Source organism: Blastocatellia bacterium (genome assembly GCA_025054955.1).
Taxonomy (GTDB): domain Bacteria; phylum Acidobacteriota; class Blastocatellia; order HR10; family J050; genus JANWZE01.
The window spans coordinates 1-22,170 of the sequence record JANWZE010000061.1 but is presented as its reverse complement, the minus strand read 5'-3'; the positions used below and the strand labels follow the sequence as shown (position 1 = coordinate 22,170).

13 protein-coding genes and 1 pseudogene are annotated in these 22,170 nt (G+C 56.5%); 4 read left to right on the top strand and 10 right to left on the bottom strand.

What is annotated here, in order from left to right:
* Positions 1-30 precede the first annotated feature (30 nt).
* Entirely contained in the window at positions 31-1,860 is a 1,830-nt protein-coding gene (locus NZ823_08565; GenBank protein MCS6805177.1) for a VWA domain-containing protein, read from the top strand.
* Positions 1,861-2,133: 273 nt separating this feature from the next.
* Here the strand turns inward: NZ823_08565 and NZ823_08560 are convergent, their stop codons facing one another.
* The 7 genes and pseudogenes from NZ823_08560 to boxC form a co-directional block, all read right to left on the bottom strand.
* The gene (locus tag NZ823_08560; GenBank protein MCS6805176.1) at positions 2,134-2,943 is read right to left on the bottom strand and encodes a tetratricopeptide repeat protein; all 810 of its coding nucleotides are present in this window, start codon (positions 2,941-2,943) and stop codon (positions 2,134-2,136) included.
* 872 nt (positions 2,944-3,815) lie between these two features.
* Positions 3,816-4,025, bottom strand: a pseudogene (locus tag NZ823_08555) (DUF433 domain-containing protein).
* 95 nt (positions 4,026-4,120) lie between these two features.
* A complete protein-coding gene (locus NZ823_08550; GenBank protein ID MCS6805175.1) occupies positions 4,121-5,656 on the bottom strand; it encodes a D-aminoacylase in 1,536 nt (511 codons plus the stop codon).
* A gap of 751 nt (positions 5,657-6,407) precedes the next feature.
* Positions 6,408-6,626, bottom strand: a complete 219-nt coding sequence (locus NZ823_08545; protein MCS6805174.1) for a hypothetical protein — start codon at positions 6,624-6,626, stop codon at positions 6,408-6,410.
* Between the two features lie 323 nt (positions 6,627-6,949).
* Positions 6,950-7,891: a hypothetical protein gene (locus NZ823_08540; protein ID MCS6805173.1), complete on the bottom strand. Its 942-nt coding sequence runs from the start codon at positions 7,889-7,891 to the stop codon at positions 6,950-6,952.
* Between the two features lie 508 nt (positions 7,892-8,399).
* Complete coding sequence (boxB, locus tag NZ823_08535; GenBank protein ID MCS6805172.1) at positions 8,400-9,827, bottom strand: benzoyl-CoA 2,3-epoxidase subunit BoxB; 1,428 nt, start codon at positions 9,825-9,827, stop codon at positions 8,400-8,402.
* A 66-nt stretch (positions 9,828-9,893) separates the two neighbouring features.
* Complete coding sequence (boxC, locus tag NZ823_08530) at positions 9,894-11,519, bottom strand: 2,3-epoxybenzoyl-CoA dihydrolase (GenBank protein MCS6805171.1); 1,626 nt, start codon at positions 11,517-11,519, stop codon at positions 9,894-9,896.
* Between the two features lie 361 nt (positions 11,520-11,880).
* On the opposite strand from boxC, the gene pdxS reads away from it, so the two are divergent.
* Positions 11,881-12,762: a pyridoxal 5'-phosphate synthase lyase subunit PdxS gene (pdxS, locus tag NZ823_08525; protein MCS6805170.1), complete on the top strand. Its 882-nt coding sequence runs from the start codon at positions 11,881-11,883 to the stop codon at positions 12,760-12,762.
* A gap of 111 nt (positions 12,763-12,873) precedes the next feature.
* Positions 12,874-13,467 (top strand): pyridoxal 5'-phosphate synthase glutaminase subunit PdxT, encoded by a 594-nt coding sequence (gene pdxT / locus NZ823_08520; GenBank protein ID MCS6805169.1) that lies wholly within the window; start codon positions 12,874-12,876, stop codon positions 13,465-13,467.
* Positions 13,468-13,691: 224 nt separating this feature from the next.
* On the opposite strand, the gene NZ823_08515 is transcribed toward pdxT, so the two are convergent.
* The 3 genes from NZ823_08515 to NZ823_08505 all read right to left on the bottom strand — a co-directional run bounded on the left by NZ823_08515 (position 13,692) and on the right by NZ823_08505 (position 18,412).
* Positions 13,692-15,470 (bottom strand): hypothetical protein, encoded by a 1,779-nt coding sequence (locus NZ823_08515; GenBank protein ID MCS6805168.1) that lies wholly within the window; start codon positions 15,468-15,470, stop codon positions 13,692-13,694.
* Positions 15,471-15,622: 152 nt separating this feature from the next.
* Positions 15,623-17,548, bottom strand: coding sequence for a selenocysteine-specific translation elongation factor (selB, locus tag NZ823_08510; protein MCS6805167.1), 1,926 nt, complete (start codon positions 17,546-17,548; stop codon positions 15,623-15,625).
* A 12-nt stretch (positions 17,549-17,560) separates the two neighbouring features.
* Entirely contained in the window at positions 17,561-18,412 is an 852-nt protein-coding gene (locus NZ823_08505; GenBank protein ID MCS6805166.1) for a hypothetical protein, read from the bottom strand.
* 207 nt (positions 18,413-18,619) lie between these two features.
* On the opposite strand from NZ823_08505, the gene NZ823_08500 reads away from it, so the two are divergent.
* Entirely contained in the window at positions 18,620-21,841 is a 3,222-nt protein-coding gene (locus NZ823_08500; GenBank protein MCS6805165.1) for a choice-of-anchor D domain-containing protein, read from the top strand.
* The last annotated feature ends 329 nt before the right edge of the window (positions 21,842-22,170 follow it).

The following is a 22,170-nucleotide window of genomic DNA, read 5'->3' as shown; positions in this document are numbered from 1 at the left end:
GTACTATTTGGAAAAGGAGGAGGAGAGAACATGAAGCGAAGATTTTTATGGCGCTGTTTGTCTATGGTCCTCGTGTCTATGGTGGGGGGAGTCGCTTGGGCCAGTTCGCAGAAGCCACCTGCATTCGAGCAGAGTTTTCAGATTCTGCCGGGAGGCACAGTTGAAATTGATAATCCGTCGGGCCGCGTTCAGGTAGAAACGTGGAATGAGCATTACGTTCACGTCAAAGCGGAAAAGATCAGCCCGGCTGGACAACCTGTTTTCTTTTCAGAGCTGAGCATCGCAGCCAGTGAATCAACGATTGTCGTAGGGTGCCGTCCGTCGAGCGCTGACGTCAGAATTGATCTGACGGTTTATGCGCCGCGCAATTGCAACGTGCGGATTGGCAAGAGCCATGTGCAAGAAGCGCGATCGGCTCCAGCGGCCTCATCGGATGGAGCCTGGCGCGACACTGACCACCGGGATGCAACTCAGGCAAACCGGCCTCATGCAACGCCCACGTCGGGCGCGGGCACGTCCAGCCGGATTGTCGGAAGTCGAGAGCGTGGCGCTGATGACGCTCGTTCAGGCGTTGGCCCGATCAAAGTTGACGGCGATACAAAAACTATGTCGGAAGGTTCAATGGGCGTCGGAGTGCGCGTCATCCCGCCGTTGGGCGCGGAGGCGGGACGCTCCTCGCCAGGACGACCTCGCTCATCAGACCGTGACCCGTTTGCTATCTTCGATGAGGACCCCTTCTTCAACCCCGATCGTGAAACAAGGCAGAAGCCACGCCGCGATGAGGATGATGTCTTTGACGAGCCAAAGAAGCAATCATCGCGTACACGCCCGGATGCAGGGCTGCCCGGACGGCAATCCTCTACCAACCGTCGTTCTGAGCCGGTGCTCCGCTCGCGAAACGAAGCCAGTCAAGCTGAGGCTCAAGATATGTCGCGCGGCGCGACACGTGCTGGCACTCAATCAGGAACATCGGCTATCTCAGCCGATGAAGATGTGCTCGTGCTGGATAGCGAGCTGGTGAATTTGAATCTCATCGTTCGTGATCGCTCAGGTAAACCTGTCGCTGGATTAACCCAGTCCAGCTTTCAGGTCTTCGAGGATGATGTGCTTCAGCAGATCGCTTTTTTTTCGCCTCACTCAGCCCCGATTAACTTAGCGTTGGTGCTCGACCTGAGCGGCAGCATGCGTGAAAAAGCGGAGGTGCTCAAAGCAGCGGCCATTCGCTTCATTGACATCCTGAGTCCTCAGGATCGCGTTGCCGTTGTGGCCTTCACACATCAGGCGAAATTGATCTCGCCGCTGACTCACGACCGCGCGATGCTCCGAGAACGCATTCAGCAAATGAGCATAGATAGAGGACGGACGGCCTTGTACGAAGCTGTCTATCAGGTCATTAACGAGGTGTTCCAAGGAACTGAGGGCCAGCGCAATGCAATGGTGGTGTTATCTGATGGCGTGGATAATTCGATCAGTGAATTCAATCTCGTTCCCACCGTTGTGAGCTTTGAAGAGTTGTTAACCCGCCTGGAGGAATCTGACATTACCACCTTTCCCATCTATTTGGACACGGAGCAAGAGGTCGTTTACAAGTACCTCAATGAATCGCCTGAAGCCTACCGCATCGCTCGCGAGCGATTGCGAATGATGGCCGAGATCACCGGTGGCATGATGTTTTATGCCGCGCGATTGGAGGACTTGGATCAAACGTATCAGCAGGTCGCATCCGAATTGCGGGCCATTTACACGCTCGGCTACTATCCGAGCAACACCCGTCGTGACGGAAGTTGGCGACGGATCAAAGTGAAAACCAAAGACAAAAACCTATCGGTGCGGACACGCGCTGGCTACTACGCCAGGTGACCGATGTGATACCAATGGCCGAACGCGGATCGTGGATTTACAGGTGGGCTCCGCAGCCGCTCTGCAATGAACAAGGATTTTTCCACACGCAATTGGTAGGATCGTCTTGCTTGGGGGCTGCGCCGATCAATTGGTGCAGCAAGCAGCCTCGAAGGAGTTCTGGGCCGATAACAGGATTCGCCCTGAGCACTGCTGCGATCAATTCGTGCGGCAAGTCTCAAGTGCGGCAAAAAATCGAGAGCCACAAATTCCATGGCTTGTTGAGCGCCGGCTTCAATTGGACTTTTTAAGCTGCTTGCTCAGCGCCTTGACATGCTGCGCGGCGAGGCTGGCATAGGGACCGGACGTACACTGTTCATAAGCGCGCAACGCTTCAGCCAGTCGTTTTGATTTATGATACGCCTGGCCAATCAGGTAGTAGACATCCTTGTTATCGGGGCTCAAGCGTTTGACCTGTTCAAACTTTTCTAATGCGGCGTCGTAGCGACCGGCATTCAGGTCTTCAATCCCCTGATCATAGTATTCCTTGGCCGACGTGGTTGATTTTGTTTTTGCCTTAACTGGCGATTCTGTTGCAGTCGGCGGGGCATCGGTTGTTCTTCTTTTCTCAGGTGGGTGAGCAGGTTGTGATGAAGCTGTTGGTTGTTCGCGCAATGTCGTAGGCGGCGCGTTGGGATGAGTAGGTGTCGTCGGTTGAGAAGCGGCTGGTTGGGTTGTAGCGGTTGTGTCAGGCGTGCCTGTTCGAGCTTGACCTGACGTTGTTGGCTCTGCGGCGTCAGAGCTGACAGGCGTCGTGATGGAGCCTTGGTTTTCACGCGGCGGCTTGTTCCATTGTGAGCCGAGATAGAACGCGCCGACGCCAACAATCACTAGCAGTATTGCGCCGCTGATCAGCTTGATGAATGATCTTTTCTTGGGAAGTTCGAGCTTGAGGGTCGCTGCTTGGGACTGTGCCGAAGGTATGTCGCCGGTCCTGATTGTTGGTGCTTGGGACTGTGCCGAAGGTACGTCGCCAGTCCTGATCGTCGGTGCTTGGGACTGTGCCGAAGGTACGTCGCCGGTGGGGGAGAGGAGGTTAGTCATCGGTTCTGTCCGGTCCACTGAGGCTGGTGCAGTTGGGGAAGGCTCTGGCGGAGTCGCACTGAACGAACCGGTCGGAGCTCCGCATTGTCGGCAAAAGCGGGCTCCTTCGATGAGGGCTGCTCCACATTTTCGGCAGAATCGTGCCACTATCTCTTTCTCCAAGAAGAGCCGCAGATTTCACAGATTGCCACGATGTTTTTGTCTGCAAGAATCGGTGTTATCGGTGGTTTATTTCTCATCGTTTTTGAGCGTTGCTGCAACATGCCAACTCCTGTGAGAATGTGGCACAGGCGTTCCCGCCTGTGAGCCATCTTCATCGTTTCTGCACATCGTCATGGGCGACATCAGTAACTCCTCCGTATCATATCGGGCCGAGGCGGCCTCATCATAATACAAAACGCTTGAGAACCACAATCTATTTTTGCGCTGACCGGCAGACTGATGATGATTGAAGAGTTGGCATAGACTAACCCTCGGCCACCATCGGGTATCCTTCTTCATAGTCCCGGTAGCGACTCAGCTCCTCAAATATCGAGTTAGTGATGGGGATGTCAGCAGGGACATCATTAACACCTCATTTAGTAACGCTTTTCTCACCCATGCATCACCATTTGGCAATGCTGAGTGTTCATTCAGTCTGTAAACGCTTTTTCGGCCGATAGCGTGTCTTTTGCCGGCTTCAAGAATGTCCCACGATGATTTCCTTATTTGTTCTGGCCTCTTGTACATTACGACATCACTTGCTTGAGCCATTCCCGTATCGGCCACGTGCCGACACTCATAGCCTTCAGCTATCAACCGCCGACCACAACTGCCGCGGCACATTCATATTCAACAAAAATTTCACTTGGCTGCCGTCTCTTCCAAGGGCACTACCTGCTCTTTACCCATACGGTATAGTCTAACGCCTGGTAGATGTCTTCTCGCTCTAACTCAGGCGACTCTCGGCATCTCGTCCACAGTCATTCCCGAACTCAAGTAGCTGACAATTGAAGCGACCGGCCTCCTCAGCCCACGGATGCAAGGCTTTCCGAAACATTTTCTGGATCGAAAGTGATCCGATCAAATTTGTAATGGCGCATCTCCATGCTCATGTCACCTCTTCAGTGAGCATATAACTCCCCTGGCCATTTGAGAAACGGTGACAATGGGGCGTTGTTTCACGTCGTTGAGCAGGCTATTTTCGGATCACGACGCCGGGGAGATGACCGGTTGCGCGACCCTTCTCCCAGACGCGCACGCCGTTGACGAACACGTACTCGATGCCGACTGAGAGCAGATGCGGCTCGCGAAACGTTGAGCGATCGCTCACCCGTTGTGGATCGAAGATGACGAAATCCGCCTTCATGCCTTCGGCCAGAAGGCCGCGATCCTTCAGTCCCAATCGAGCTGCCGGAGCTGACGTCATCTTGCGGATCGCTTCTTCGAGTCGGAGCCAACGACGCGTGCGCACGTACTCGCCCAGCACGCGCGGGAACGCGCCCGCAGCTCGCGGATGGCGCATCCCGATCCCTCCGTCACTGGCCACCATCACCCAGGGCTGACGATAGAAGACGCGAATGTCAGATTCCTTCATCGAGCGACACACGACGCTCGCTCCGCCGTCCCGGACGATCTCCATATAGATGTCAACCGGCGTTGTATTATGTTCGCGGGCGATCTCCAGGAGCGTTTTCCCTTCGTAATTGGGATGAGCGTGGCAGTTGGTCACCAGTACGTTCGCCGCTCCGCCGACGTCGGCGATGCCTTTGGCCACAGCAGCACGATCTGTATGACGGCGACTGGGGACGAGCACGGTGATGGTCGAAGACCAAGCGTCATAGGGATAGCAGTCGGCGGTCACATCCTGTCCCTGATGGCGGGCGCGCACGATGAGGGCGACGGCCTTCTGAGCTTTGCCCCAAACGCTCACCGTCCCCAGCTTGATGTGGGAGATGTGAACGGGAATCTTGGCCTCGCGCCCGATGCGAAGGGCTTCATCGAGCGCCTCGAACACTCTGTCGCCTTCATCGCGGATGTGGCTCACGTAGATGCCGCCCTGACGAGCAGCTCGTCGAGCGAGCGCGATCACTTCCTCGGTCGTGCTGGGATGGCCGATGTCGTACTCCAATCCGGTGGAGAGGCCAAACGCGCCCTCGCGCATCGCTTGTTCGACGAGATCGGCCATGGCGGCAATTTCCGCATCGGTAGCCGGACGCCCAGTGTCTTGGCCCATCACCTGCTGTCGCACCGTTGCATGACCGACGAGCGTGATCAGATTGACGGCTGAGGGACGCTTCTCCCGCTCGGCGAGAAACTCGCCAACGGGCCATGCCGAGCTACCATCCTGTCCCACGACGATCGTGGTGATTCCCTGGGAGATCTGACTGATGGCCGTCGGCTCGCTCTCCAGCCCTCGATCCGAATGGTTATGCAGATCAATGAATCCCGGCGCGACGATTAAACCCCTGGCGTCGAGAATATCCTCGTCCGGTTTTGGCTCGAATCGTCCGATGCGCGCAATGCGATCCCCTTCGATGCGCAGATTCGCACGAAAAGCGGGACGACCATCTCCTGCAATGATTGCTCCGTTGATGATGACAAGAGACGAGGCTCGCTCCGGCGTTCGCGGGAAAACTCCCGGTGGAGCTGGGCCTCCGACCACGGCAAATGCAATAAGAAGGATCAAGACTCTGCCTAACAGTGTGCGACGTGTGAGTGGTTGCGCCCTCATGGGTTTCCTCCCGTATGCGCCAAGATAAGGGTCCAGATTGAAAAATGTGGCATGCAGTCTTTTACTAGATTCCAAAAAGCAGGGAAGACTGAGGCCACAGAGAGAAATCAGTAGCACGCTCATGCAATTGAAGCAAGAGTTGGCGCTGGAGACCGAACAACTGGCACGCACGCATGGAGCTTTCAGCCGCGCCCGACAGGTTCGCGCGGCCGATGAATGTTGTAACTGGTGTTGCTCTATAGAACGGCCGACTTGTTGGTGCCGGAGATGGCTGCCATCTGCGCCGACAGCGGCAGACCGCTTCAGCGATGAAGCGGTGCGACAACGCTTGGCGCGTGCCCAGCGTGGCCGGCAGCGATCGTGGCCGAATGCTGCCGACAGGCTCAGGGTTGGCCTCGGCCCAGGGCTGGCGGCTGCTCATCTTCGATGGCTCGGCCATCAGTGGACCAGGTGCGACACACGACCGATTATCGCCGGCATCTGGCCTCTGATTCCATGGCTCGACAGCTCTGGCAACTCGCGCTCAGCGACGTACACACTGGTGAGAGTCTGAGGGTGTTTGAGTGGGGAGCGGGTGATCTGATGTGGCTGATCATCACGATGCCAAAGCGGCGGCACTGGTCGCCACGTGTCAGCGCGGCGCCCATCTGGTGCTGCGCATCATCGCTCATTATCTGAAACTGCGGACCAAAACGGGAGAGCCATTTGATCTCCTCGCGGCCTTGCAGGCGGCTCGTCCAGCAGCAACGTCTCACGTTCGCCGTGCAGGTGTGATCGTTTCACTGGGGCGACGATCCCGGTCTGGACTGAGGCGCACCATCTCGGTGAACCCCAGCTCAATCGTGCGCGCCGTCGCGTCCATCAAAAGGCTGCGCGCCATGATCGCACGCCGAGCCAGGTGAGGCTCTTTTTGTGGGTGTTGGTCTTGAACACCATCCCGCCTGACGACCTGAGCCCGACGTGTGATCATGGAATGGGATTCCGCAGGAACCGCCCAGGGGCTCCGCGCAGGGCACGAAGGATGAAAAGACAATTCTTTCGTGAGCTTCGTGTGTTTCGTGAGCCATTTTCAGAGGAGCGCCGTCGCCGCTTGGCTCTGCCGGCGCACTCCAAGATAAAGTCAGGAATCGCCCTGTCTTTCCACCTGCTCACATCTTGCAGAATGCCGTCGTAAATCTTGTCACAGGTAATCTTCGCCTACGCCCTGCAAAACCAAGAATCCCTCCAGGGCCTGATCTATCGCGCTCTGAAGAGCGTTCCTGCCAGTTAGATAATGACTTCTACTCCCCCTGCCTACATGGGGTCTTGTAATTCGATAAACAAAACCCTATCGCCAGTGAAACTGGGAATCACCAGCCAGTTTCTCCGTTGATCAACCGTCAGGTCAGCCGGTGTTGTCAAACCGGTCAGAATTCGCTCGATACTACGATCAGTCCTCATACGGTAGACTCGTCCGATGAAGTCGCCAATATACAGTCGTCCACGGCGGTCAAACGCCAATCCATCGCCAATCGTCAGTCCAAAACGGCTGGCAATGACTCGCCCCGAACCGCCCTCCGGCGCAATCGCTACCAGATTGCCACCCGTAATGCCAACGGCCAGCAGGCTGCCAGCGACGCCGCTGATCAGGCCTTCACTGTCCACGATGACCCCGTTGGGCATGCGAAGCGGATTCATCGGACCGGTGTCCAGAAACAGCGAAACTTGCCCCATCAAGCTCGCTTTGAAAATCACACCGAGGTCCGTGTCAGAAATGTACAAATGACCAGCAGCGTCAACAGCGATGTCATTGAGCATAGCCGGTCGGCGCGGAAATGCCTCAGGGGCTAGAAAGACGCTTTTTTGACCGCGTCTTGGCTGGGCTGTTTCGATCTTCCATACACGCGCGCCATCAGCGACAAATAGCTCGGTTCCCACGAATGCCGTTCCCGTCGGATTATCCAGACCCGTTGCTAACTCGCTGACCGTCGCCGTCCCAGCAAATGGATCGCCGACGATCACACTTACACTGCCATCGCCATCGCGGTTCGTTCGTCCGATGTTGGAGACATAATAAAGACCATCCGGACCAACCGAGACACTCTCTGGCGTTGAAAAACCCTGAACTTCAGCCCGCCGCTCACCTTGATAACGACCACCTGACACAGCCGTCATCGCAGATACAAAAAACAGAACACCGACCACACCAAGCGCGATACCAAGCCGAATGATAGATTGAGAACAACAATGCAACATTGATCAACCTCCTTACTTACATGAAAAGACACTCGATTCAACTTTGCTTCTGTTTCATGGTTCACCGTACAAAGCGGTGCAACATTGATCAACCTCCTTGCTTACATGAAAAGACACTCGATTCAACTTTGCTTCTGTTTCATGGTTCACCGTTCAGGTTGGCGCATGCGTACTCAAGCAGACGAGAGTTTACCGGCAGGCGAGCTGCTCAATGTTGAACTTTTTAGCTTTCAATCCACGATCCTCAGGAAATAGCCCACGAAATACACAAACGACCCGAAAAGGCATTTTCACCAAGCGCGGTAATCAGCAGGCCTGGATCAGTCCAACCACGAAACACGCAAACGACCCAAGAAGGCATTTTCGCCTGTCGTAACGTGACAACGCTCACGAGCGATTCCCCCCGTTATACAGTGGTCACGGTGTTCGATTGATATTCCTCCTCGGTGAAACTCTGCCCAACAGCCAGCGGAGGCGGCGCTCAACCGTCACAGCGTTCGATTGACGTTCATCCTCGGTGAAACCGCACATACTCGAAATCAAGCGGCTGCCCGTTGATGCCACGCGCCGGCGGCGCGATCCAATGGGCGAACTGGCCGCGTTCATAGACCGGTTTCATCAGCGATTGCACATAAGCATAATCAGCTTCGGTCGGCAGCCATTCTGAGCAACGCGCCTGCCACTGTTGCTCGCTCAATCGCTCACCCGTTGGCGAGAAACGCGCTCCGGCAAAGATGCCGACCTGCCGGTTGAAGCGTTGCGAGGGAAGCGAGAGTCGAGCTTCAATGTTGTTCTTTTCAAGTATCCGATTCCACCGATCCATCGCTCGTTGACAATCGGCGACATAGGCGTCGCGCAGTATCTGATTCATCGCTCGGCGCAGCGGAATGTCAACGGTTCGAATGTGTCCCGCTTCGTCAGGCACGTCAATTCTGTACGCGCCTTCAAGAGCGATGTGGTCGTTGTAAAGTCCTGGCGCGCTTTCGCGGAACCGACCTTTCAATCCGGCGGCAAAGTAGGTCGCCGCATTGGAGGAATCCTCGCCTCCGAACAGATCGAGCGAGGCTGAGTACCACTCGTTGATGTACTTCTGAATGATGTCCAGCGGAATGGCTCCTTGCGCGCGCGCATCTTGGTTCGGGTCTTGCTGCATCAGTTCGGCAGTGCGTCGCACGACCCGCTCGATGCCAGTTTCACCGACAAACAGGTGATGCGCTTCCTCAGTTAGCATGAACCGCGTGCTGCGGGCTAGTGGATCGAAGGCGCTTTCGGCCAGCGCCGCCAGTTGGTACTTACCGTCTCGATCGGTGAACATGGCAAAACAGAAAAACGCCAGCCAGTCTTTGACCGGCTTGTTGAAGGCGCTGAGAATGCGAGGATTGTCAGCATGACCTGCCCGACGCACCAGCATGTCTTCCGCTTCATCACGTCCATCACGACCAAAGTATTGATGCAACAGATAGACCATCGCCCAGAGATGACGACCTTCTTCCACGTTCACCTGTAGCAAATTTCTCAGATCGTAGAGGCTCGGCGCCGTATGACCGAGCAATCGTTGTTGTTCAACGGAGGCTGGCTCGGTGTCGCCTTGTGTCACAATGATGCGTCGCAGCTCTTTGCGGAACTCGCCCGGCACTTCATGCCAGACAGGCTGACCCAGGTTGTCGCCAAATCCGATACGGCGATCAGGCGTTGGTGGAATCACAAAGATACCCCAACGGTATTCAGGCATTTTGACATAATCAAAATGCGCCCACCCATCGGGGCTCACGCTGATGGCCGTGCGCAGATAGATCTCGTCCTGTTGGAAGCCGGCGGGTCCAACTTCATGCCACCATTGAAGGAAGTTAGGCTGCCACTGTTCGAGTGCCCGTTGCAGACGGCGATTTTCAGCCAGGTTCACATTGTTGGGAATTTTTTCATAAGCAACAGTCATCGTGTTCTCCCTGGGCTTATAGGATTTCGCTTGCGGATCGCTTCCATCGGTTGCCTCGCGGATGATTCAGGTGCGTTCCCATTGGAATTCTGCCCGACCCGGCTGACCGTACATGACCAGCGCGCCGCGCGGCCCGACCGCATTCGGTCGTTGAAAGATCCAGTTTTGCCACGCTGAGAGTCGCCCGAAGATTTTGGTCTCCAGTGTTTCTGGCCCGGCAAAGCGCAGATTGGCTTCCATGCCGGTCAGCGCGTCTGGCGAGAGGCTGGCTCGCTCCTCGATGGCGACCCGCACCGTGTCGTCCCAATCCAATTCGTCGAGCGCGACAGTCGCAATCCCATTCTCCTCGGCCGTTTGAGCATCCATCAGGCCGCGCCGGCGCGCCACCTGCGCCGCCCGTTCCGGCTCACCGAGCAGCCGCGTGGCAAGCCGGCTCAGGCCGTTGCCCATCGGCAGCAAGCCGTCGTTCAGCCCGGTCAGCGCCACCTGGACCGACGGGCTGTCGAGCATGTAGACGCGATCAGCCGCCAATGCCAATTCCAGCAAGCTCCCGGCAAAACATGACCCTTCATCAATCAGCGCAAAGAAGCTCTTAGCTGTCATGTCCAATCGTTTCAGCGTGCGTCGCATCAACAGTAACACTTCTCGGACGAACCAGTCATCTCGATGGGCTGAGAGTTGTTCATCCAGCGCAATCATGCGGTTGAGTTCGCCGCGAGTGAAGATCAAAACAAGATTGATCTCCGGGTAATTGAACCGGAGCTGCAACAGCGCATCGTCAAGCTCACGGAACAATCGGAGCGGATACCACTCGGAGCCAAGCTGACTCGGCTCTGGCGGTATGGCCGGCAGCTCTGGTGGACCTTCGATCCACAATTCGGCGACGCGCGAGCTCGTGTTCAACCGTAGGCGAATGTGGCGATAGCAAATCTCATCCGGGTTTATCTGCGGCGTCAGCGGCTCAAGGCGAATACCTTGACGGGGCCGTGGCGTGTCAGCCAGTTGTTTGGCTCGCTGCATGACGGCATCGGCAAACTGCGACGGTGGGTAGACGGCATCAACGAGTCCCCACTCCACGGCCTGCTGGCCCTTGATGCCTTCCGCCAGAGTAGAAAACAGATCAGCTCGATCACGCCGCACGCGCCGCTTATCAACCAGTCGCGTCAAGCCGCCAGTGCCCGGCAACACGCCAAGCAGCGGCGTTTCCGGCAGCGCCACAGCCGAGCGCCGGTCATCCACCAGCATGATTTCCCGACACGCTAACGCCAGCTCATAGCCGCCGCCACTGGCCACACCGTTAAGAGCCGCCAGATAAACCTGCCCGCTCTCGTCGGTTGCTTCTTCGATAGCCAGTCGTGTTTCGTTGGTGTACTTGCAGAAATTGACTTTGAACGCATGACTGGCTTGGCCGAGCATGAAGATATTGGCGCCGGCTGAAAACACACCGTCCTTGCCACTGGTGATGATGACGGCGGCTACCTCTGGGTGCTCAAACCGCAAGCGATTCACTGCGTCAGCCAATTCGATGTCCACGCCCAAATCGTACGAGTTGAGTTTCAGCTTGTAGCCGGGGCGCAGGCCGCCGTCCTCTTGCACGTTCAGTAGGATGCGTGCCACAGCTCCTTCGACTTCGAGCCGGATATGCCGGTACTGACTGGGCTCAGTCTGAAAACAGATCGGCTCTTGCTTCATCTCATCGGTCATCATATCGCATGCGTGGTCGGGCATGATTTGTTTGCCTCTGTGTGTCACAGGCGTTCCCGCCTGTGATCCATTCTCGATGTTTCTCCCGCGTCGTCCCGAACGACATGAACAACTCCTCACACGATGAGTATGTCCGGCACTGTTTCACAATTGGCCTCGCAGGTAGTGAACTTCATTGGATGGGTCTTTGTCAAGACCGATGGCCGGTTGACGGCCAAGGCCGCTGAAGCGATTGTGCCAAAATCGAACCAATCAGATTGCGCACGGCGATCCAGCATACAGATATTGCCAAACAGGGAGATTTGTATCAATATAGAACTTCACTGACTCAAGGAGGAAACAATCCATCATGAATCAAGATTCGTTCCGCGTCAAAGTGGGTCTTGCCGAGATGCTCAAAGGCGGCGTCATCATGGATGTGACCAGTGCCGAGCAGGCGGTAATTGCCGAGGAAGCGGGCGCCGTCGCTGTGATGGCGCTGGAACGTGTTCCGGCTGATATTCGCGCTGAAGGCGGCGTTGCTCGCATGGCTTCGCCCAAGAAGATTCGCGAGATCATGAGCGCCGTGTCCATCCCGGTGATGGCCAAAGTGCGGATCGGGCATTTCGCTGAAGCCCAAGTGTTGGAAGCGCTCGGTGTTGACTTTATTGATGAGAGCGAAGTTCTCACGCCGGCTGATGAAGAACATCACATAGACAAACATCAGTTCAAGGTTCCGTTCGTTTGTGGAGCGCGTGATTTGGGCGAGGCGTTGCGACGAATCGGTGAAGGGGCGGCGATGATCCGCACCAAGGGTGAGGCCGGATCGGGCAATATCGTTGAGGCCGTGCGGCATCTGCGGGCGGTGTGCGGAGCGATTCGTCAGTTGACTGTGCTGCCGCCGGAGGAGTTGATGGCTGAGAGTAAACGTCTCGGCGCGCCCTACGAGCTGGTTCGCTGGGTGGCCGAACATGGGCGATTGCCCGTTCCCAATTTTGCTGCCGGCGGCATTGCCACGCCCGCTGACGCTGCATTGTGCATGCAACTGGGCGCCGAGTCCGTGTTTGTTGGTTCAGGGATTTTCAAGTCAGCGGACCCGGCTGCGCGTGCCCGCGCCATTGTCAAGGCCACTGCTCATTATCGTGATCCACAGGCTGTCTTAGAAGCCAGTGAAGAGCTGGGTGAAGCCATGCGCGGGTTGGATATTGCCAAACTCGCTCAAGAGGAACGATTGCAAACGCGCGGCTGGTGAGTCGCGCTGCCCGAAAAAGCTATCTGCGATCGTTCAGCACCATGGATGAACGGTTGCAAACGCGCGAATAGTGAATCACGCTCTCTACTGCAGTCCCGATTGGAATTGCACATGTCACAACCAGACGTTGATGCTCTGAGCGTGGGCGTGTTGGCCCTGCAGGGCGATTTTGCTGCGCATGCCAAGGTGTTGGATGCGATGGGCGTGCGGTGGCGCGAAGTACGCACGCCTGATGGCTTGGCGCATGTCTGCGGGCTGATTCTACCCGGCGGCGAAAGCACGACCATGTTGAAGCTACTCACGGAAGAAGGCTTCATCGAACCACTGCACATGTTGCTGGAGCGTGGCGGCGCTTTTTTCGGCACGTGCGCTGGCGCGATCTTGCTGGCCAAACAGGTAGAGCATCCTGCGCAACCGTCGCTTGGTTTCGTTGATATTGTGGTCGAGCGCAATGCCTATGGCCGACAAGTGAACAGCTTCATTGATTGGACGATGAGTTCGGCGCTCGGCCCGCCGCCGTTGGAGCTTGTGTTCATCCGCGCGCCGATCATCAGGCATGTTGGCGCCGGTGTGGAGGTCCTTGCGGAGCATCAAGGACATCCGGTGTTGGTTCGCCAAGGGCGATGCTTGGTGGCAACCTTTCATCCCGAATTGACCGAGGATCGTCGAGTGCACCAACTGTTTTTACAGATGCTGTCGGCGTGAGAGGCCAGGACATGCCATCGGCGCGGCTGTGAGCAGGTCGTTGCCGATGACTCAACACGGACTTAGAGCGGTTTGCGAATCAATCTACCCTGGGGCGCACACTTGCGGCGCGCATGAGCCCGCAAGGCGGGCGCTCCCCAAGTAAAGGCAATTGAAAATCGCTATAGTAGCCCACGCTCGATCCGACGTGAGAATAAGACGCGCGCCCGGCCAGCAGCATTGCATTATTGTTGATCGGTTCGAGCGGTTGATTTTGATTTCTTTGATTTGGTCAATCGTAACAACGCCTCTCGGCAGCTTGCCGCTTGAGCGATAATTCGCTGGTGCACATTTTGTAATTGCGTAGCAATTTGGATCGCTCGATCAAAATCGGCGCGTCCCAGTCGTCCGAACACCTCTTCCAATTGTTGGCGAGCCAGCCGGTCAGATAGGAATGTGCCGACCTTTACTAGCGCTTTTTGTGCTTCTTTTCTGGCTGCTTCTAGTTTGTTCAGGACTTGTATACCCGCCAGGGCGGGTTCAAAGGTTCGGGACGGTTCAGTTTTAAGCATGGCGGTGGCGATGTCGAAAAAGAGTTCAGCTTGACGCGGTGACGGCTCAACCGGCGTAATGAGCTGGTGTGCCTCCAGCAGAAGTTCCAGCGAGGTGCTTGATTGTTGGCGCTCGGCTGATTGATCGGCGGCCCGCGTCAATAACTCGGCGCGTAACATTCGATCTTCGAGCCGTTGGCTCAAGTGTCGGACCACAGTCCATTGTTGTTGTGAGATAGCATATTCAATCGCGGCTGCTATGACATGTTGGTGCGTCTCGTGGCGCAGCGAGGGGCTTTGAATGCGAAAGGTGATCTGCTCGGCACGGTCCATCTGGCCGCGACGCGCTGCTGTAATGGCCACCTGCGCTAGTAGCTCGTCTTTGAATTGCGGATCGGCTTCAGCTTCAGCTTGGCGCAACGTGGTCTCGACCGGGTCGTCCTGAGCGTTTGCCGCACGCCATTTGCTCTGGAATCGGCTGGGCGCGTGCGTCAAAAACTGCTGCACGATGCGCTCAACGTCGTTCATCAAGTGTGGCGCGTAGAGTTGATAGAGCGGGATCAGCCGTTGAAACACGATCAACTGCCGTGAGACGTGATGATAGACTCGCTCGTCAACGTCGCTCTGGTCTATCCACGCTGCTGACAACAGCGCCGTCGTCAGTGACTCAAGAAGCGTTCGAGCGCGGCTTGCATCAATCGGGTGCGAGCGCCGACCAGCGAAGCTGGCAGGGAACACATAGGCAGCCAATTCCAACAAATCGTCAGGCGATGGTGGAACAGCGCGCATGGCAGCGGCAAACGCCATGTCATAGAGTTGATCGGCGCGTCGCGCGTCATGTGGACGCAATTGCAAAAGGAAATGGCCTAGACCGGGCGTCACCGCCAACGACAAGCTTTGTTCAGCCAGCATCGCCGCAACGATAGGGTCGTCTGGCAATTTTTGAGAGGCTTCCCACAGCAGCCGCCCGGCTTCTCGTCTCATGTCGCGTCGTCGTTGTCGGGGCGAGGAGAGTTCAGATGAAGACTGGGCGGGTTGTTGTTCAATGCGAGCCAATTCGCGGGCCAACGCTGGGTCCACTTGTTGAACACGACTGAGCAATTCATTGCGCAGGTCGCGCCATGATGACGTGGACGATTCGGATACCTGCTGGTCTTTTGCCTGTGCTCGCTTTTGCAACAGGGCGAAGGCCTGACGGAAACAGTGACGCGCTGCTTCCTGATCAGCCGCTGCCAGCGCCTGGCCGATGACGGCATAGCCAATGATCTGTTGTTCAGGTGTGGCCAGCGTGGCAACCAGTGAATTCAGGAACTGGAGCGTTTCTATGGCGCGGCGTTGAACCTCGTTCGTGGCAGGTTCGGCTGGGTCAGAGACTGCCGGTTGATGGTGCGGTGTCTGGGCAGCGCGGCTCGGCGCTTGTTCAACAGCCGTTTGAGGACTCTCGGATTGAGCAGCCCGCGCGACCGATGGCATCTGAATGAGCCACCACATGAGAAGAATGAATACGCAAATCAACCACCGACCATGTGCCGACGCCCATTTCATTGGTTATTGTCTCGTTTTTATATTTGACCTCACCGGTTGACACGCCATTGTAGCTAGTTTGTTCCCGACAGGCAATCAAATTACAAGATCACCCGCTCTTGGCCGATCCGACGAGTTACGCCTTGGCGGTCTAAGTATTCCAACAGAGGAATCGCATACTTCCTGCTGACGCCAGTGATCTGCTTGAATGCGGCTACGTCGAGTTTGTTGCTGATCGCTTTATGCGCGCGAATGGTGGCTTTCAAGTGATTGATCACATCAGCGTCAAACAGCAAATCGCCCAGACGAATGAGTCGGCCTTGATTCAGCGCTGGCTGTAGTAATTGACGCGCAACGGTTGGATTGACGCCGGTTCGTTGGGCGACTTCGTCCAGCGTCAGAGCTTGATAGCCGGCCTGCTGAATCGCCGTGAGCAATTGCTCACGCTGTTGCGCTTCCTGCGGCGAGAGACTCACCTGGTGCGTTCGGAGTCGGACGACATCTCGTTCTGCATCGAAGACTGGTTCTTGAAGCAATCGTCCGAAGAGAGCCACAGAAAATTCATCTCGCTGGCCGCTGATCAATCGGCTTCGCACTTCTTCACGCGGCATTCCTTCGGATAGCGGATGAGCTTGATGATACTCGGCCAGCATTTGTTGCAGGGCTGAGCGGAGTTGATCGTAAACGGCCGTGGCAATGTAATAGCGGGTTTGGCCGACGACTTCGATCAAGTGTTGAGCCTGGACCAATGAAGACAATGCCTCGGTCAGGAGCGCATCAGTGAGTCCTGATCGAGCGGCGAGCGATTCATAGCTGATGCCGCGCCGTCCGGCTGACTCGACCCACACCTGAATCCGTTCCATTTGACACCCCGACGTGAGCCGGCGCAGCGACTGAATCAGCGCCTGGCTACGCGCATGTTCGGGATGGAACGGCGGGTGCTTGGTCGCTAATCCGTCTACGACGCAGCCGCCGCCGATGGTCAAGCAAGGTGAATACTGACGAATGATGAACCGATCGTCCGGTACAGCAAATGTGGGGCTTTCCAGTCGAAATTGGACAAAGCCGGTTTGTCCCGGCATCAGCACGTGGGCATCCAGCAGAACGACTCGCGCGAGAATTTCCGCCGTCCCCAGATGAAGACGGACGCGCGTGCGCGTGCGCAGCGGTCGAGGCGCGGTCGGCAGCAGGTCTAGTCGGGCATCAATCAACGACGTCGGTTCGAATCGCCCGGCGGGCACAATCACATCGCCGCGTGTCACTTGATCTACGCTCACGGCCGACAGATTAGCGGCAACGCGCTCGCCGGCTTGCGCCGTTTGAACAGACCCTCTGTGTACTTGTAGACCACGAATCGTGGCGCGGCGCCTGCTGGGAAGGATGTCAACCGTCTGCCCTTCGCGGAGAATCCCTGAGGTCAATGTGCCTGTAATGATCGTGCCAAAGCCTTTGATCGAAAACACGCGATCCACAGGCAAGCGGGGCAGCGCGTCTGTTTTTTTGGTGTGAATGAGATCAGCTTGTTGAACGAGCGCGGCCTTCAATTGATCCAATCCAGCGCCAGTGCGCGAGCTGACGCGAACAATTGGCGCGCCCTCCAGAAATGAGCCGCGAACATATTCGCGCACTTCTTCTTCAACGAGGTCAACCAGTTCATCTTCGACCAGATCAATTTTGGTGATGGCCACCAGGCCGCGTTGAACCTCGAGCAGCCGACAGATGTCGAAGTGTTCGCGTGTTTGCGGCATGATGGATTCATCGGCGGCTACAACCAGCATGACGAGGTCAACCCCGTGGACGCCGGCCAGCATATTTTTGACGAATCGTTCGTGTCCCGGGACGTCAATGAAGGCCAATTGCATGTGATCCACCATCAAGTCGGCGAATCCAATGTCAATGGTGATGCCGCGTTCTTTCTCTTCCTTGAGGCGGTCCGTGTCAATGCCCGTCAGCGCCTTGACGAGCATGGTTTTCCCGTGATCAATGTGGCCAGCCGTCCCGATGATGACTCGTTTTCGCTCATTCATGCTCAGGCGCCTTCATGGCTTCGGCTTGGTCCCAGGTGAGGCTGCCGGTTTTTCTGGGGGTAAGGGTTCTTCATCTGAGACTTCAAGGGTGGCGGTGAAGCGACGATAGTCGGTCAGCTTGACCACCATGCGGATACGCACATTTTCCGTGTCGAATTCCAGAACATCATCAGCGTAGGTGTAGGTCGGCAGCCAAATGCCTTTACTGATATTCTCGCGCCAGGTCTCAAACTTGGGAAACTGATTCTTGCCGTCTTCTGGCACGCCCTGTCCGGCGATCTTGACGATGACCAGCTCTTCCGTGTCAACCCAGATGCGGCCTTGAAAGTAACGCTCGTTGATGTTGATCTTCTTTGGGTCGAATCGCACGGCCGGCGTGACATCGAAAACATAGGTGTCCAGCTCATCAACGCGTTCACGACCCACATAGGAGACTTTGTACTTGGGAAGTTCTTCGAGCGACAGAGCGAATGGTTGCACACCGGCTAGGTCGTGATAATCAGCCGGCGTCAACATGTGGATCAATGGTGAAGGTGGGAAGTAGGTGATTTTTTCGATGCGTTGTCCTTTTTTGTCCAACACAATTTCCGAGATGCGGCGAAGTTCACCGGTCACCGTATCGCGGCCGACAATGGTCTGAAAGACGAACTCCTGGCGGAAGGCGTATTGTTTGAATTCTTCACGCAGGCGGCTTTCGTTCGCGGCTACCTTCTGAATGAGTTGGTCTACCGGCAGCTCAGGTGGCCGTTTATCCAGACCGCCTTGAGCCGACCAGCCGACCAGCCCGTGTGTCAGCAGCAGGCAACCTAATATCAGCGTGGGGAAGAAGTGAATCGTTGCTTTGCAGAAGGATCGGTTCATCATAGCCTCTCCATTATACCGGCTCAGGGCCAAGGATCAAAGGTGTTGTCATATCCATCATGCGAGTGTCGTCATTCACCTTCAGACAGATGATATGAATACGGATGATGTGGATGAAATCACCGTGCGCGCAGGTTGCACAGGATGTTGCACTGCCACTATAATGCCGGCTAGCCCGGAGCCGCTATTCCAAAGGACTGGAGGAATCGCATGAGCTTTACTCAATTTTCTGCCTCTGTCGCTCGTTTGCTGAGAGCGTGCGACGTATTCATCGCCATAGCAGCTATTGGTTTAGTGTTGATGCTCGGTTGGCAAGGCGATTGGATGGCTTCACAGGCGCAGCAAAATCCTATACAACGCGCCTATGTGGCCAATACAGCCTCTAACACGGTCAGCGTGATTGATCTGGGCAGCGGCGCGTCCGTGGCACCGCCGATTCGCGTGGGCGATGGCCCGTCGGCGTTGGTTGTCAGTCCTGATCAGCGGCGCGTCTACGTGGCCAATTCACAAACCAACACGGTTTCGGTCATTGATACGGAAAGTCATGCAGTCATTGATACCATTCAACTGCGTCGCACGGCTCGGCCAACGGGATTGGCGCTGACGGCTGATGGCAGCCGGCTCTACATCAGCAGTCCGGCCGGCGACTCCATCTTTGTGGTCAATACTGACACCAATAGTCAACAAGGCCTTCCCATCAGCGTGCCGGGGCAACCGGCCGGCTTGGTGTGGACTGACGTGCCGGATAATCGGCTGTACGTTGTCACGCCGGGGGCGACTGGAGTCACGTTGGTCAATTTGGGCGTCGTCATTACGCGCCGGCTGATTGAGACGGGGCCAAGCCCAGCCGGCATTGCGTTGGCTCCTGAAGGCGACACGGTCTATGTGACCGACCTCGGCCAGTCCACCATCACTGTGATTTCAACCCGAGAGAATCGTGTGATTCGTTCGTTTGCTAGCGGCAATCGTCCCGACAGTGTGGCGCTGACGGCGGATCGCCGACGATTGGTGGTAGCCAGTCTCGCCACGCCGCAAGCGACCGTGCTCAACCCATCGGACGGAGCAGTCATGGCGGTGTTGCCGACCGGGTCTTCTGCCAGCACCGCCCGAGCGAGCATCAATCGCTTGGCAGTTTCGCCCGATGGGTTGAAGGCGGTCGTGGCCAATGAAGACGATGATACGATTTCGCTCCTTGATCTGAAAACAAACAATGTGCAAGTCTTCCCGACGCAGGGCGACCAACCGACAGGTGTTGTCGTCGTTGGTCGTGTCGCCGTGTGTGATCCCGCTCGCTCAATGGTTGATTTTGGCGACGTGCGTTTAGGCAGCGGCGGCGCGCAACAAGAGCTGGTTATTACCAACCGGGGCACTGACACGCTCCAAATCACCAACGCCACGATTGACAATCCAACGTTTGCTGTGAGCGGCGTGCCGCTGAGCCTACGACCGCGTGAGAGCCGACGGCTCAACATTCGCTTTACGCCGACGGCGCTGGGTGAGCAAACGGCGACGCTGAGGCTTGACACGAACGATCCTGATCCAGACCGCAACATCATTCGCCTGCGAGGGGTTGGCCGCTCGCCGATTTGCACCGTCACACCCACGTCGCTCAGCTTTGGCGTGGTGCGCATCGGGCAGCGCGCCGATTTACCGGTCGTCATCGGGAATCTGGGCAATGAGCCACTTGTCATCACACGGGTTGATTCAACCGATCCGCAATTTGGTGTAGTCAGTGCATTGCCGCTGTCGGTTGAGCCGGGCGCCGTTCAAACACTGCTGGTCGGCTTCACGCCTGCGGCGATCAGGCTCCAGACGGCCACGTTGCGACTCATCGGCAATGATCCCGATTCATCTCGGTGTGTGCTCATAGCGCAAGGCATTGGCCAAGGGCCAGTATGTCAAGCGCCGGGCGAAGTCAATATCGGTGATGTGCCGCTGTTGCAGACGGGCATCGGAGTTGTCACGGTCTCGAATGCCGGCGATGAATCGTTGCTGATTACCAGCATTTCTATTGATAACCCGGCGTTCCGATTGCAACCGACGAGCCTGCCGGTTGTGCTGGCTCCGGGCGCGAGTCTTCCGTTCTTCGTTGCGTTTTCTCCCGTCAGAGTGGGCGAAGCCACGGCGTTGATGAGAATCTTGAGTAGTGATCCGGGTCCCACACGGTGTGCCGTTCGTCTACGAGGAACGGGTAGAGGCGCCGTGTGCCAAGCGCCAGCAGAAACCAATTTCGGCAATGTGGCCTTGCAACGATCGCGGCTGCAAACCGTGCGCATCACCAACGCAGGTAATGAGACCTTATTCATCTTCAACGCCTTCATCACCGGCTCGACAGCCTACCGGCTGGAGAACGTCTCGTTCCCCATTTCGATTGCCCCGGGCACGGATCGCGGCGTGTTGGTTCGATTCACGCCTGTTTCGCTTGGCGTGCAAACGGCCACATTGGTGCTGCAGACGAACGATCCGATCAACTCGACTTGTACATCCCGGTTGATAGGCAACGGCATTGTGCCACCCATCGAGGCGTTTGTCACCAACAATGGTTCAGCGTCGCTCTCGGTGGTCAATGTGGAAACAATCGGCAGTGATCCACCGCCCATACCGGTGCAAGTAGGTCCCATCGGGATTGTGAAACAACCAGGCGGACGATTTGTGTACGTCTCCAATTTCGGCAGTGGCACGGTCTCGGTGGTTGACGCATTTTCCTATGAGACGGTTCAGACAATCTTCACGGGTGGCGGCCCATTAGGATTGGCAATGAGCCCGAGCGGCGATCGGCTCTATGTGGGATTATTCAACGTTAACGGTCTGGCCATCATTGATACTGCCACCAATCAACTGATCTCCACGACGCGCAACATTCTGAGCAATCCGGTTGGCATGGTGGTCACGCCGGAAGGGGACCGATTGTATGTGGCCACGCCCGGAGATCGAACCGTGACGGTCGTCAATCCCACTCTTCCGACAATTCCCCTGGTGACCCAAGTTCCCGTTGGTCCCAATACGACGTGCGTTGCGATCTCACCCGATGGCAGCTCGGTCTACGCTTCTGATACCAACGAGAACATGATTCGCGTCATTAGCACGTTCCTCAATGTGGTTGTGCGGGTCATTATGGCCGGCGAGGGCGCTGAGAGTCTGACGATCTCGCGTGATGGCACGCGGCTCTATGTGGTCAACCTCCGCGCTAATACGCTGTCGGTGATTGTGCCCACCATAGGGGCTCTGATCACCAACATTCCCATCGGACGCTCCGCTGCCACGATGCGCCCGGGTCCGAATCGCGTGGCTGTCTCGGACGATGGACGATATGGCGTTGTGGCGAACGCCGACGACGGGACGGTGACGATCTTGGACCTGATCAACAATCAGGTGATACGCACAACCAATGTGGGTCGCACGCCACTTGGTGTCACCGTGGTTGGGCCGTAGCGACAATTCGATGCGTGGATTGACTGGCGATTGAGTTGTTTAGAGCGATTTTAATTGCCTTTAGCCTGAAGGCCCCGCATCCTTGTGGGCTGATGCACGCTGCGAGCGCGCCCTAGGGTAAACTCATTCACAAATCGCTCCAAGCTCGTGGAGTTTGGATAGAACGCGGATGAAGCGGATGCGGCGGATTTTCACGGATTGATCCGCGTTGATCGGCCAAATCCGCGTCATCCGCGTTCCATGAGCTTGTTCACTTCGAGCGATTTTCAATTGCATTTAGCCTGGTTGCCCTGCATCTTGTTGCGGGCTGATGCAGGCTGCAAGCGCGC